This window comes from Janthinobacterium sp. 13 (assembly GCF_002749695.1).
Lineage (GTDB): Bacteria > Pseudomonadota > Gammaproteobacteria > Burkholderiales > Burkholderiaceae_D > Janthinobacterium > Janthinobacterium kumbetense.
In genome coordinates this window covers 2,534,158-2,548,065 of the sequence record NZ_PEEQ01000001.1, presented here as the reverse complement: position 1 = coordinate 2,548,065, position 13,908 = coordinate 2,534,158, and the positions used below count along the sequence as shown (strand labels likewise).

Below are 13,908 nucleotides of genomic sequence, written 5' to 3'. Positions count from 1 at the left end.
AGTAGCCGCCGCCGGGAGGTGACGCTTACCCCAGGAACAGCTTATAGACGGGATTGCTGCTTTCATCCCAGTAACGGTAGCCCAGGGTATCGAGGAAGCGGGCGAATTCTCCCATTTCATCGGGCGGCACTTGCAGGCCGATCAGGATGCGCCCCACGTCGCCGCCCTGGCTGCGGTAGTGACATAGGGAAATATTCCAGTTCGGCGCCATGCTGTCGAGGAAGCGCATCAGGGCGCCCGGGCGCTCCGGGAACTCGAAGCGGTACAGCAGCTCGTCCTGCGCCAGCCGGCTCTTGCCGCCCACCAGGTGGCGGATGTGCGACTTGGCCAGCTCGTCGTGGGTCAGGTCCAGGGTCTTGAATTCGTGTTCCTCGAAGGTCTTCGCCAGCACGCTTGATTCATGTCGGTCGGCAATTTGAATGCCGACGAACACGTGCGCGGCTTTTTCATCGCTGATGCGGTAATTAAATTCCGTCACGTTGCGCGCGCCGATGAGCGAGCAGAAACGCTTGAAACTGCCCCGCTGTTCGCGCATGGTGACGGCAAACACGGCTTCGCGGAATTCGCCCAGTTCGGCCCGTTCCGCGACAAAGCGCAAACGGTCGAAATTCATGTTCGCGCCGCTGGCGATGGTGACCAGGGTTTCATTGTTGACGGGGTGCTTGGTCAGGCTGGCCCGTTCCACATAGGCCTTGGCGCCGGCGATGGCCAGCGCGCCGGACGGCTCCAGGATGCTGCGCGTATCCGTAAACACATCCTTGATGGCGGCGCAGATGGCGTCCGTGTCGACGGTGATGATTTCATCGACATACGCCTGCACGAGGCGGAAGGTTTCCTCGCCGGCCAGGCGCACGGCCGTGCCGTCGGCAAACAGGCCCACGTCGTTCAGGGTCACGCGCTCGCCCGCTTTCAGCGAACGGGCCATGGCGTTCGAATCGACGCTTTGTACGCCGATGATCTTGATGTCGGGACGAATCTGTTTCACGTAGGCGGCAATGCCGGCGATCAAGCCGCCGCCGCCGATGGGCGCGAAGATGGCGTGGATGGGGCCGGCGTGCTGGCGCAGGATTTCCATGCCGATCGTGCCCTGGCCGGCGATCACGTCCGGATCGTCGAACGGGTGCACGAAGGTCAGCTTCTGTTCCTTTTCCAGGGTCAGCGCATGGTTGTAGGCATCCGTGTACGACTCGCCGTGCAGCACCACTTCCACGTGCACGCCGCCGCGTCCCTTGACGGCCTCGACCTTCACCAGGGGCGTGGTGGTCGGCATGACGATGACGGCGCGGCAACCCATGCGCGCGGCCGACAGGGCCACGCCCTGGGCGTGGTTGCCGGCCGAGGCGCAAATCACGCCCCGTTTGCGGTCCGCTTCGCTGAGCTTGGACATCTTGTTGTAGGCGCCACGAATCTTGAAACTGAACACGCTTTGCATGTCTTCGCGCTTGAAGTAAATCTGGTTGTTCAGGCGCTGCGACAGGGCAGGGGCCAGTTCCAGCGGCGTTTCGGTAGCGACGTCATAGACGCGGGCGGTCAGGATTTTCTTGAGGTAGTCGATGTTCATAGTCTGCAAGCAAGTGATTCTGGGCCAGAAAGGGTCTGGAGCGTGTCGGGCGATAGCGGCGGCGCCGCGGCGGATAGCCTGGCGACAATAATGCTCTGTGGAACTGCGGGCGGGTAGGCCTTTGCCGGCCGGCGCGGATTGTGCGGCGCGCAAGCTGCTCTTCATTATAATGGAGAGCCTTACTGCATCGCGAAGTGTTCCATGATCGAATCCGCAATCGCCTGGCTGCTGCAGCTGATCGCCGCACCGGAAGTCGGGCTGACATCGGTCTTTCTGATCAGCTTTATTTCCGCCACCCTCTTGCCGCTCGGCTCGGAACCGGCCGTCTTTGCCGTCATCAAGGCCAACCCCGCGCTGTTCTGGGCCACCATCGGCGTCGCCACCCTGGGCAACACCCTGGGCGGCATCGTCGACTACTGGATGGGCTACCGGGCCAAGCAGGCGTTTGCCAAGGAACGCGACACGCGCTGGTTCCGCTGGCTGGCCCGCTATGGCGCCAAGACCATGCTGCTGGCCTGGCTGCCCATCGTGGGCGACCCGCTGTGCACCTTGGCCGGCTGGCTCAAGCTGCCGTTCTGGCCCAGCGTGGCCTATATGGCCGTCGGCAAGTGTGCGCGCTACCTGACCATGACGGGCTTGCTGCTGTACGTGCCCGATGGCGTATGGCACCGGATTGGACAAATGCTGGCGTAAAGTGGGCGCAAACGGGGCGTAATGCAACGCCGTTTTGCCCCATTTTTGGGCAGTTCGATAGTTTGCAGCAGACTCTGATTCTTGGCATTTTTGCGTCAAAAAATGATTAACACTGGTTTTTTATTCATGCAAAATAGGGCTTTTCCGTATTTGCTATGGTGACGGGTGCGATGCTTAAACCTTGGGCGGCATAAGGCTGTTCCCGCATGGTGCGGCGCAATAAGATAAAATGGGCCTTTAGGGTCCAGTCCACATCGTCACCACACTCCATGAACGCTCCCGCACATATCCAAGCTTTACTGGCAGAAACGCCGAATGGTCCCGCAGCAAGCCGCCTGCGCGAAATCCCGTATAACTACACGTCGTTTTCCGATCGCGAGATCGTCATACGCCTGTTGGGGGAGGACTCCTGGCGCCTGCTCGACGAGCTGCGCGGCGCCCGCCAGACGGGCCGTTCGGCCCGCATGCTGTACGAGGTGCTGGGCGACATCTGGGTCGTGCGCCGCAATCCCTACCTGCAGGATGACTTGCTCGACAATCCGAAGCGCCGCCAGGGCTTGATCGATGCCTTGCATCACCGCCTGGCCGAAGTCGACAAGCGCCGCCTGTCCATCGACGCGGCCGGCGGCGACGTGGCCGCCAGTGGCGAAGCGCCCGAAGTGGCGCAAGCGCGCAGCGCCAATGTGGAGCTGCTGCTGAAAGCGGCCAGCAAGGCCGTGGCCGACTTTGGCGACGAATTCCGCAAGACCTACGACTTGCGCAAGCGCACGGTCAAGGTGCTGGGACGCTATACGGAAAAGCATAACGTCCGCTTCGACGGCATGACGCGCGTGTCGCACGTGACGGACGCCACCGACTGGCGCGTGGAATACCCGTTCGTCGTGCTCACGCCCGACACGGAAGAGGAAATGGCCGGCCTGGTGAAGGGCTGCATCGAGCTGGGGCTGACCATCATCCCGCGCGGCGGCGGCACCGGCTACACGGGCGGCGCGATTCCCCTGACGCCGATGTCGGCCGTCATCAACACGGAAAAACTCATCACCCTGGGCGCCGTGGAAATGACGGTCTTGCCGGGCCTCACGCATGAATACGCGACCATCAATTCGGGCGCCGGCGTGATCACGAACAAGGTGTCGGAAGCGGCGGAAAAGGCTGGTTTCGTGTTTGCCGTCGACCCGACCTCGGCGCATGCTTCTTGCATCGGCGGCAACGTCGCCATGAATGCGGGCGGCAAGAAAGCCGTGCTGTGGGGTACGGCGCTGGACAACCTGGCCTCGTGGCGCATGGTCGACCCGAATGGCGACTGGCTCGACGTCACGCGCCTCGACCACAACCTGGGCAAGATCCACGATATCGCACTGGCACGTTTCCAGCTGGAATGGCGTCACCCGAGCACGCGCGACGCGACGAAACCGAACGCGCCGTTCAAGACGGAAATCCTGGAAATTCCTGGCCGCAAGTTCCGCAAGGAAGGCCTGGGCAAGGACGTCACCGATAAATTCCTCGCCGGCTTGCCGGGCATCCAGAAGGAAGGCTGCGACGGCCTGATCACGTCGGCGCGCTGGATTCTGCACAAGATGCCGAAGTTCGCCCGCACCGTCTGCCTGGAGTTCTTCGGCCAGGCGCGCGACGCGATCCCGTCGATCGTGGAAATCAAGGATTACCTCGACGGCTTGCCGGCGAAAGGCGAGCAATACACGACCATCCGCCTGGCGGGCCTGGAACACCTGGACGAGCGCTACCTGCGCGCCGTCGGCTACGCCACCAAGTCGAAGCGGGGCGTACTGCCGAAGATGGCCCTGTTTGGCGACATCGTCGGCGACGATGAAAATGCTGTCGCGCAAGCGGCGTCGGAAGTGGTGCGCATCGCCAACACCCGCGTGGGCGAAGGCTTTGTGGCCGTCAGCCCGGAAGCACGCAAGAAATTCTGGCTCGACCGTGCTCGCACGGCGGCGATCGCCAAGCACACGAATGCGTTCAAGATCAATGAAGATGTCGTGATCCCGCTCAATCGCATGGGTGAATACACGGATGGTATCGAACGCATCAATATCGAGCTGTCGATCAAGAATAAACTGCAATTGGCCGAGGCCCTCAGCGAATTCTTTGGCAAGGGTAATTTGCCAGTAGGCAAGAGCGACGATGCGTCCGACGACCGGGTCGACGATGCGGAAATGCTGGGCGACCGCGCCGAGCAGGCGCAGCAGCTGTTGGCGCAAGTCACGAGCCGCTGGACCTATCTGCTGGCCCAGCTGGACCGTCCGCTGGCGGACGTGAAGGGCGAATTGGCCGAACTGGGCATGGAGCGCTTGCTGCCCGTGTTCGATGCGCGTCTGGAAACGCAGCCGGACGCCACCCTGTTCGACGTGGTGCAGGATCGCACAGTGCGCATTACCTGGAAGCAAGAGATCCGCGCCCAGCTGCGCCAGATATTCAACGGCGCCGCGTTCAAGCTGATCCTGGACGAGGCGACGGCGATTCACGCGCGCATCCTGCGTTCGCGCGTATTCGTCGCGCTGCACATGCATGCGGGCGATGGCAACGTGCATACGAATTTGCCCGTCAACTCGGACAATTACGAAATGCTGCAGGACGCCCACGAAGCCGTGGGCCGCATCATGATTTTGGCCCGCTCGCTCAATGGCGTGATTTCCGGCGAACACGGTATCGGCATCACCAAGCTGGAATTTTTGACGGAAGAAGAGATCGGCGAATTCCGCAGCTACAAGCAGCGCATCGATCCGGAAGGCCGGTTCAACAAAGGTAAATTGCTGAACCTGCCGGGCATGGGCGCCGACTTGCGCAATGCCTACACGCCATCGTTCGGCCTGATGGGGCATGAGTCCTTGATCATGCAGCAAAGCGATATCGGCGCCATCGCCGACAGCGTCAAGGATTGCTTGCGTTGCGGCAAGTGCAAACCCGTGTGCTCGACCCACGTGCCGCGCGCCAATTTGCTGTACTCGCCGCGCGACAAGATATTGGCGACCTCGTCCCTGATCGAAGCCTTCCTGTACGAAGAACAGACGCGCCGCGGTATTTCCATCAAGCATTGGGAAGAGTTCGAGGACGTGGCCGACCACTGCACGGTCTGCCATAAATGCGTGACGCCTTGCCCGGTGAATATCGACTTTGGCGATGTGTCGATGAACATGCGCAATTTGTTGCGCAAGATGGACAAGAAAAGCTTCAATCCTGGCACCAAGGCCACGATGATGTTCCTCAACGCCACCGATCCCGTGACCATCAACGCCACGCGCAAGGTCATGATCGGCTGGGGTTACAAGGCGCAACGCCTGGGCCATGACTTGCTGAAGAAATTTGCCAAGAAGCAAACCAAGGCGCCGCCGCCATCGACGGGCAAGCCGCCCGTCAAGGCGCAGGTGATCCACTTCATCAACAAGAAAATGCCGGGCAACCTGCCGAAGAAATCGGCACGCGCGCTGCTCGACATCGAAGACGACAAGGTCATCCCGATCATCCGCAATCCGAAGACGACCACGGCTGATACGGAAGCCGTGTTCTACTTCCCTGGTTGCGGTTCGGAGCGCCTGTTCTCGCAAGTGGGCCTGGCCACGCAAGCGATGCTGTGGGAAGTGGGCGTGCAGACGGTCTTGCCGCCGGGCTATTTGTGCTGCGGTTATCCGCAACGGGGTGCGGGCGAGTTCGACAAGGCCGAGAAGATGATGACGGATAACCGCGTCCTGTTCCACCGCATGGCCAACACGCTCAATTACCTGGACATCAAGACGGTGCTCGTGTCGTGCGGCACTTGCTATGACCAGCTGGCGACGTATCAGTTTGAAAAGATTTTCCCCGGCTGCCGCATCATGGATATCCATGAGTATTTGCTGGAGAAAAACGTCAAGCTGGAAGGTGTCAACGGCACGCGCTATATGTACCACGAGCCATGCCACAATCCGATGAAGCTGCAGGAATCGGGCAAGACCATCAATTCCCTGATCAGCACGGTAGACAACGTGAAGATCGAGAAAAATGACCGTTGCTGCGGCGAATCGGGTTCGCTGGCCGTCACGCGCCCGGACATTTCCACGCAAGTGCGTTTCCGCAAGGAAGAAGAGATGGTCAAGGGCGCCGACAAGCTGCGCGGCGACGGTTTCACGGGCGACGTGAAAATCCTCACCAGCTGCCCGTCGTGCCTGCAAGGCTTGTCGCGCTACAATGACGATTCGGGCACGACGGCCGATTACATCGTCGTCGAGATCGCCAAACACTTGCTGGGAGAGAACTGGATGCCGGATTACGTGAAACGCGCCAATGACGGCGGCATCGAACGGGTGCTCGTGTGATGTCCACGAGTTGCGATCTGTGCAACTTGCTGGACGGCTACGCCAACAAGCAGGGGCTGGAGACCTTGCTGTGGCGCAGCGAGCGCCTGTCCGTCGTGGCGGTCGACGATCCTGCCTATCCCGGCTTTTGCCGTGTGATCTGGAACAAGCACGTGAAGGAAATGACGGACTTGACGCCGGGCGAGCGCAATTACGTCATGGAAGTCGTGTGGCAAGTCGAACTGGCCGTGCGGGAAGTGATGCAGCCGGAAAAGGTGAATGTCGCCAGTTTCGGCAACATGACCCCGCACGTGCACTGGCACGTGATTCCCCGCTACCGCGACGACGCGCATTTCCCGAACCCCAGCTGGGCGGTGATCCAGCGCGAAACGGCGCCCGAGGTGCTGGCCGCGCGCCGCGCCCTGCTGCCGGCCTTGCGCGACGCCATCCTTCAACGTTTATCCGCATAAAGTATTGTCATGACTGAAAAAGCAGCAACACCCCAACCCACCGGCTTGACCGTGCACAACCAGTCGCGCGTGCTCGACGTGGCGTTCGACGACGGCAGCGAATTTGCCTTGCCGTTCGAATACCTGCGCGTGTACTCGCCGTCGGCCGAAGTGCAGGGCCATGGCAAGGGCCAGGAAACCTTGCAATTAGGTAAGCGTCTGGTCGGCATCACGGGTTTGGAGCCGGTCGGCAACTACGCCGTGCAGCCCACCTTCAGCGATGGCCACAATTCCGGCCTGTACACCTGGGCTTATCTGTACAAGCTGGGCGCCGAGCAAGCGACCCTGTGGCAAGCCTATCTGGACCAGCTGGCAGCCGCCGGCTACCCGGGCGACAGCGGCCGCGATGCCAAGGCGGACATGACGGTCAAGCAATCTTCCGGACACGTCCATGGACCCAGCTGCGGGCACAAACACTAAGTCAAAAAAATAATGCGGTAATCTTGTCGGATTGCCGCCGCCCCGTTCGTCGTATGGATGCCCGCGCTTGCGGGCATTTTTCTTTTGGAGAAGAGACTATGGAATACATGATCCTGATCTACGCCGACGAGGCGCGCTATGCCGCCATGGAAGCGGGCCAGATGGCCAGCCTGATGGCCGACTTTGCCAGCTATACGCAGGACCTGGAGGCGGCGGGCGTGATGCGCGGCGGCGCCGAGCTGGCGCCTGTGCGCAGCGCCACCAGCGTGCGTGTGCAAAACGGCAAGCCTGTCATCACGGATGGGCCGTTCGCGGAAACCAAGGAGCAGCTGGGCGGCTATTACCTGCTGGACTGCGCCCACCTGGACGAGGCGCTGGCCTGGGCCGGGCGTTGTCCGGCGGCTTCCCTGGGCACCATCGAAGTACGGCCTGTCACGGCATAAACATGGCCGGTGACGCTATTGCGGCCGTCGAACGCGTCTTTCGCCAGGAAAAGGGCAGGGTGCTGGCTGGCCTGATGCGGCGCTTCGGCGACCTGGGCCTGGCGGAAGATGTATTGCAGGAAGCGTGCCGCAAGGCGCTGGAACTGTGGCCGCAGGCGGGTATCCCGTCCAATCCCGCGGCCTGGCTCAGCTCGGTGGCGCGCAACGCGGGCCTCGATCACGTGCGCCGCGCGGGCAAGAGCGTCAGCGAGGCCGAGGCCGTGCTGTCCTGCCTGCCGGCGGCCATGCTTGATGAAACGCAAGCCATCGAGGACGACCGCCTGCGCCTGCTGTTCATCTGCTGCCATCCCGCGCTGGCGCCCGAGGCGCAGGTGGCGCTGGCCCTGCGCACCCTGTGTGGGCTGTCCACAGGCGAGATCGCGCGCGCCTTCGGCGTGGCGGAAGCGGCCCTGTCGCAGCGGCTTTTGCGCGCCAGGCGCAAGATCGCCGAAGCGCGCATCCCTTTCGAGTTGCCGCCGGCCCAGGATTGGCCGCAACGGCTGGCGCAAGTGCAGCACGTGATTTATCTGGTGTTTAGCGAAGGCTATTGCGCCAGCGGCGGCGATAGCTTGCTGCGCGCCGACCTGTGCGCGGAAGCGCTGCGCCTGGGGCGACTGCTCGACAGCCTGCAGCCGGGCCAGCCGGAAGTGCAGGGCTTATTGGCGTTGATGCTGTTGCAGGCGTCGCGCGGCCCGGCCCGCCTTTCGCCCGCAGGCCAGTTGCTGACGCTGGAAGAACAGGACCGCCGCCTGTGGCAGGCGGATTTGATTGCCGAAGGGCTGGCCGTGCTGGAACGAGCCTTGCCGGCGCGCGCGCCAGGGCCATACCAGTTGCAGGCGGCGATTGCCGCCCTGCACGCCAAGGCCGTCACGGCCAGCCAGACGGACTGGCGCCAGATCAGCACCCTGTATGGCGCCTTGCTGCGGCACAAGCCGGAACCCTTGATCTTGCTCAATGCCGTGATCGCCTGCGCGATGGCGCATGGCGCAGAGCACGGCCTGGCGTGGCTCGAACGCCTGGAAGCCGTGCCCAGTCTTGCCAATTCGCATTATCTGCACGCGGCCCGGGCCGACTTGCTGCGCCGCCAGGGCGACCGGCGGGGGGCGCTGGCGGCATATGCCCGGGCAGCAATGCTGGCTGCGAATGCAGTGGAAAGGCAATACCTTCTCCGGCGTCACGGGGAAATGCGCCTGCCGCTTGTATAATGCTCCCAAGTTCAAACAGACTGCCTACCATGACCAATACGACCCATTTCGGATACAAAACAGTTGCAGAAGACGACAAAGTGCGCGAAGTCGCCAAGGTGTTCCATTCCGTCGCTGCCAAATACGACGTGATGAACGACTTGATGTCGGGCGGGCTGCACCGTCTGTGGAAGACGTTTACCATTGCCAACGCGGGCGTGCGCCCCGGTTTCAAGGTGCTCGACATCGCCGGCGGCACGGGCGACCTGTCGAAGGCATTCGCCAAGCAGGCGGGCCCTACCGGCGAAGTCTGGTTGACCGATATCAATGAATCGATGTTGCGCGTAGGCCGCGATCGCCTCTTGAATCGCGGCTTGCTCACCCCCACCTTGTTGTGTGACGCGGAAAAACTGCCGTTCCCCGACAATTATTTCGACCGGGTCAGCGTGGCCTTTGGCTTGCGCAACATGACGCACAAGGATGTGGCGCTGGCGGAAATGCGCCGCGTGCTGAAACCGGGCGGCAAGTTGCTGGTGCTGGAGTTTTCCAAGGTGGCGGCGCCCCTGCAAAAGCCGTACGACCTGTATTCGTTCTCGGTCTTGCCGTGGTTCGGACAGAAAATCGCCGGCGACGCGGAAAGCTATCGCTACCTGGCAGAATCGATCCGCATGCATCCGGACCAGGAAACGCTGAAGACCATGATGGAAACGGCGGGCCTGGAGCGCGTGCAGTACTACAATTTGACGGCAGGCATTGCCGCTTTGCATACCGGCATCAAGATGTAACTCAAGCTGTAACTCACCAAGCCGGTGATTTTAGGAGATGGAATGAAATTGAAGAAATTTATGGTCGGCATGATGCTGGCCGCGACCACGGTATCCATGCTGGGCGAGGCGCTGGCCCGTCCCATGGGCGGTGGCCGTTCGTTTGGCCGCCAGTCGCAAAACGTGGGCCGCCAGGCGCCTGCGCCGGCACCAACCCCGGCGCCGGCCGCCGCGCCACGCCAGGCGCAACCTGCGCCAGCCCCCGCGCCGGCCCCTGCCGCCAAGGCACCGAGCCGCTGGAAGGGCTTGCTGGGCGGCGCCTTGCTGGGCCTGGGCCTGGGCGCCTTGCTGTCGCACTTTGGCTTGGGCGGCGCCCTGGCCAGCATGATCAGCACCCTGCTGATGGTGGCCTTGCTGGCCGGCGTGGCGTTCTTCATCTACCGCATGGTACGTGGCAAACGCGACAACAATGCCGGCGGCAATGCGCCGTTCGCCGGTTTTGGCGGCAACCAGCCTGCGCCAGCGGGCAACGTGCCTGACATCGGTTCGCGCATCCCGCCGCTGCCGCCGCTGCAACCCGTCTCGTCCGGCGTAGGCCTGGACAAGCCGGCGCCGGCTGCCGCGCCATGGGGCGTACCAAGCGACTTCGACAAGGACGCCTTCCTGCGCCACGCGAAAAGCAATTTCATTCGCCTGCAAGCGGCCTGGGACAAGGCGGACGTCAACGATATCCGCGAATTCACGTCGCCGGAAGTGTATGCGGAACTGCGCATGCAAATCCAGGAACGGGGCGCGCAGCCGGACTTTACGGATGTCGTCACCATCGATGCCGAACTGCTGGGAATCGAAACGAGCGTCAACGACTACCTGGCCAGCGTGAAGTTTACGGGCCTGATCCGTTCGGCGCCGGGCGCCGCAGCGGAACCGTTCGCGGAAGTATGGAATATGTCGAAACCCGTCAGCGGCAATAGCGGCTGGGTTCTGGCAGGCATCCAGCAATTGAATTAATTGTAAAAACTTGCTGAATAATGGCTTAAGTCCATGCGGAATGCATGATGCTTGACAGATATTTCCTGCTGAACTGGTAAGATCGAAACCGCCCACCTTGTTTGATGGGCGGTTTTTTCTTTTTGGGGGCGCGCGCGGCGCGCAGTATAAGATGGCACCACTTTCCGATCTCTCCCTGATGACGCCCGTCATCGCGACAATCAACCACTTGCTGGCGCAGGAGCCGTGGGCGCGCCAGCAACTGGCCGTGCATGCCGGCAAGCTGGCCTGCATCGACACGGGCGCCGTGGCCTTGCGCCTGCGCGTCGACAGCGCCGGCATGCTGGGGGCGGCGCCGGCCGACATGCCGGCCAACGTCACCATCCGCGTGAAATTGTCCGATGTGCCGCTGATCCTGCAAAACCGCGAGCGGGCGTTTTCCTACGTCAAGATCGAAGGCGATGCCGAGTTTGCCAATGCGATTTCCCAATTGAGCAAGGGCTTGCGCTGGGAAGCCGAGCACGACCTGGAAAAGGTCGTCGGCCCCATGCTGGCCACGCGCCTCGTGTCCGGCGCGAAGGATGCGGCCGCCTTTGTGCGCACGGGCCAGCAAAATCTGGCGGAAAACGTGGCCGAATATTTTCTCGACGAACAGCCCATGCTGATCCGTCCTTCTACCCTGCAAGAGTATTCCGCTGGCGTGACGCGCGTGCGCGATGACGTCGAACGCCTGGCCAAGCGCCTTGCCCGGCTGGAAAAGGCGGCCGCCGCCCTCCAGTCGCAGCCCTCCTCACCGGATTTGTCTACATGATATTGAAATTCCTGCGCCTGTTTAAAATCATCCGTGTTTCCATCAAGTACGGCCTGGATGAGATAGCGATTTCTGGTCTGCAAGTTCCCCGCACCGCCAAATTGATCGACACCCTGATTTTCTGGCGCGACCTGTCGTCGCCACGGGGCTTGCGCCTGCGCCTGGCGCTGGAAGAGCTGGGTCCGATTTTCGTCAAATTCGGCCAGGTGCTGTCGACCCGGCGCGACCTGATGCCGCTCGACATCGCCGAAGAGCTGGCGCGCCTGCAAGACCGGGTGCCGCCGTTCGATTCCGACCTGGCCGTCGCCCAGATCACCAAGTCCCTGGGCGCGCACCCGGATCAATTGTTTGCCCGCTTCGAGCGCGAACCGGTGGCGTCCGCCTCGATTGCCCAGGTGCACTTTGCCACCCTGAAAGATGGCCGCGAAGTGGCCGTGAAGGTCTTGCGTCCAGGCATGAAAAAGCTGATCGACGAAGACGTGGCCCTGATGCACATCGCCGCCGACTGGACCAGCCGCCTGTGGGCCGACAGCAAGCGGTTGAAACCGAAAGAGGTGGTGGGCGAGTTCGACAAATACCTGCACGACGAGCTGGACCTGATGCGCGAGGCGGCCAACGCCAGCCAGCTGCGCCGCAACTTCGCCAACTCGGACTTGCTGCTGGTGCCGGAAATGCACTGGGATTACTGTTCCAGCAGCGTCATCGTCATGGAACGCATGTATGGGATTCCCGTGTCGCAGACGGAGCGCCTGGTGGCGGCCGGCGTGGACTTGCGTAAACTCTCCAGCGATGGCGTGGAGATTTTCTTCACGCAAGTGTTCCGCGACGGCTTTTTCCATGCGGACATGCATCCGGGCAATATTCTCGTATCGATCGCGCCCGAATCGTTCGGCCGCTACATCGCGCTGGACTTCGGCATCGTGGGAACCCTGAACGACTACGACAAGGATTATCTGTCGCAAAACTTCCTCGCCTTCTTCCGCCGCGACTACAAGCGCGTGGCCGAGGCGCATATCGAATCGGGCTGGGCGCCGAAGGATACGCGCGTCGATGAGCTGGAAGCGGCCGTGCGCGCCTGCTGCGAGCCCATCTTCGACCGTCCGCTGAAAGATATTTCTTTTGGGCAAGTGTTGCTGCGCCTGTTCCAGACCTCGCGCCGCTTCAATGTGGAAGTGCAGCCGCAACTGGTGCTGCTGCAAAAGACCCTGCTCAATATCGAGGGCCTGGGCCGCCAGCTGGACCCGGAACTGGATCTGTGGCAAACGGCCAAGCCCTACCTGGAAAAATGGATGAGCAACCAGGTGGGGCCGCAAGGCTTCATGGAGCGCCTGCGCGCGGAGGCGCCCCGTTATGCGCACATCTTCCCGCAACTGCCGCGCTTGCTGCACCAGGCCTTGACGGTGCATGGCGAACCGCGCGAAAACGAGGTGGAACTGATGAAAACCTTGCTGGCCGAGCAACGCCAGACGAACCGCCTGCTGAGCTTTATCGTCTACTTCGTGGGCGCCTTTGCGCTCGGTGCGCTGGGCTTGCAAGTGTTCATGCGCTGGCATCAACTGCCGTTTTAACTGGCTGAGGACGTAAGTGATGGCTGACTTCCACACCCGCGACCCGCTCTCGCCCGCCTTCTGGGACGAGCGTTTCGAGAAGCAATTCACGCCCTGGGACCACGGCGGCGTGCCCGCGCGCCTGCGCAGCTTCGTTGCCGGCAGCCCGGTGCCGCTGCGCTGCCTGATTCCCGGCTGCGGCTCGGCGTATGAGCTGGTCTTCATGCTGGAGCACGGCTGGGATGCCACGGCCATCGACTTTTCGCCCGGTGCCGTGGCGGCCGCGCGCATCCAGCTGGGTGAGCGGGCAGGGCGGGTGGTGGAAGCGGATTTCTTTGCCTGGGAACCCGTTGCGCCGCTGGACCTGATCTATGAACGGGCTTTCCTGTGCGCCATGCCGCGCGCCAGGTGGCCGCAAGTGGCGGCCCGCTGGGCGCAGTTGCTGGCGCCCGGTGCCATGCTGGCCGGCTACTTCTTCTTTGACGACAATGCCAAGGGGCCGCCGTTCGGCATATCGCGTGAGACACTGCAGGAATTGCTGGCGCCGCATTTCGATTGCCTGGCCGACGACGCCGTCGACGATTCCATCGCCGTCTTCGCCGGCAAGGAGCGCTGGATGAGCTGGCGCCGCCGGGCGGACTGAGGCGGGCGGGGCAATTTC

12 protein-coding genes are annotated in these 13,908 nt (G+C 62.3%); 11 read left to right on the top strand and 1 reads right to left on the bottom strand.

The annotated features are described in order from the left end of the window. Window positions 1-25: 25 nt before the first annotated feature. Window positions 26-1,561, bottom strand: a complete 1,536-nt coding sequence (ilvA, locus tag CLU94_RS11195; protein WP_099665685.1) for a threonine ammonia-lyase, biosynthetic — start codon at window positions 1,559-1,561, stop codon at window positions 26-28. A gap of 201 nt (window positions 1,562-1,762) precedes the next feature. Between ilvA and CLU94_RS11190 the strand changes: the two genes are divergently transcribed. The 11 genes from CLU94_RS11190 (at window position 1,763) to CLU94_RS11140 (ending at window position 13,890) form a co-directional block, all read left to right on the top strand. Further along, entirely contained in the window at window positions 1,763-2,254 is a 492-nt protein-coding gene (locus tag CLU94_RS11190; protein ID WP_099665684.1) for a YqaA family protein, read from the top strand. Window positions 2,255-2,523: 269 nt separating this feature from the next. Next, the gene (locus CLU94_RS11185) at window positions 2,524-6,564 is read left to right on the top strand and encodes a DUF3683 domain-containing protein (RefSeq protein WP_099665683.1); all 4,041 of its coding nucleotides are present in this window, start codon (window positions 2,524-2,526) and stop codon (window positions 6,562-6,564) included. Then, window positions 6,564-7,013, top strand: coding sequence for an HIT family protein (locus tag CLU94_RS11180; protein WP_099665682.1), 450 nt, complete (start codon window positions 6,564-6,566; stop codon window positions 7,011-7,013). Before CLU94_RS11185 ends, CLU94_RS11180 begins: the two co-directional genes overlap by 1 nt. A 9-nt stretch (window positions 7,014-7,022) precedes the next feature. After that, the gene (locus CLU94_RS11175) at window positions 7,023-7,472 is read left to right on the top strand and encodes a gamma-butyrobetaine hydroxylase-like domain-containing protein (RefSeq protein ID WP_099665681.1); all 450 of its coding nucleotides are present in this window, start codon (window positions 7,023-7,025) and stop codon (window positions 7,470-7,472) included. A gap of 98 nt (window positions 7,473-7,570) precedes the next feature. After that, window positions 7,571-7,915 carry a YciI family protein gene (locus CLU94_RS11170; protein WP_099665680.1) on the top strand — a complete coding sequence of 115 codons (345 nt, stop codon included), beginning with the start codon at window positions 7,571-7,573 and terminating at the stop codon, window positions 7,913-7,915. Window positions 7,916-7,917: 2 nt separating this feature from the next. After that, complete coding sequence (locus tag CLU94_RS11165; RefSeq protein WP_099665679.1) at window positions 7,918-9,159, top strand: RNA polymerase sigma factor; 1,242 nt, start codon at window positions 7,918-7,920, stop codon at window positions 9,157-9,159. Window positions 9,160-9,188: 29 nt separating this feature from the next. Next, window positions 9,189-9,923 (top strand): bifunctional demethylmenaquinone methyltransferase/2-methoxy-6-polyprenyl-1,4-benzoquinol methylase UbiE, encoded by a 735-nt coding sequence (ubiE, locus tag CLU94_RS11160; RefSeq protein WP_034753359.1) that lies wholly within the window; start codon window positions 9,189-9,191, stop codon window positions 9,921-9,923. Window positions 9,924-9,965: 42 nt separating this feature from the next. Further along, a complete protein-coding gene (locus CLU94_RS11155) occupies window positions 9,966-10,910 on the top strand; it encodes a Tim44 domain-containing protein (RefSeq protein WP_099665678.1) in 945 nt (314 codons plus the stop codon). Between the two features lie 151 nt (window positions 10,911-11,061). Further along, window positions 11,062-11,700, top strand: a complete 639-nt coding sequence (locus tag CLU94_RS11150) for a ubiquinone biosynthesis accessory factor UbiJ (protein ID WP_257218769.1) — start codon at window positions 11,062-11,064, stop codon at window positions 11,698-11,700. Continuing rightward, window positions 11,697-13,268 carry a ubiquinone biosynthesis regulatory protein kinase UbiB gene (ubiB, locus tag CLU94_RS11145; RefSeq protein ID WP_099665676.1) on the top strand — a complete coding sequence of 524 codons (1,572 nt, stop codon included), beginning with the start codon at window positions 11,697-11,699 and terminating at the stop codon, window positions 13,266-13,268. The genes CLU94_RS11150 and ubiB overlap by 4 nt, the downstream gene beginning before the upstream one ends. A 19-nt stretch (window positions 13,269-13,287) precedes the next feature. Beyond that, window positions 13,288-13,890, top strand: a complete 603-nt coding sequence (locus CLU94_RS11140; protein WP_099665675.1) for a methyltransferase — start codon at window positions 13,288-13,290, stop codon at window positions 13,888-13,890. The last annotated feature ends 18 nt before the right edge of the window (window positions 13,891-13,908 follow it).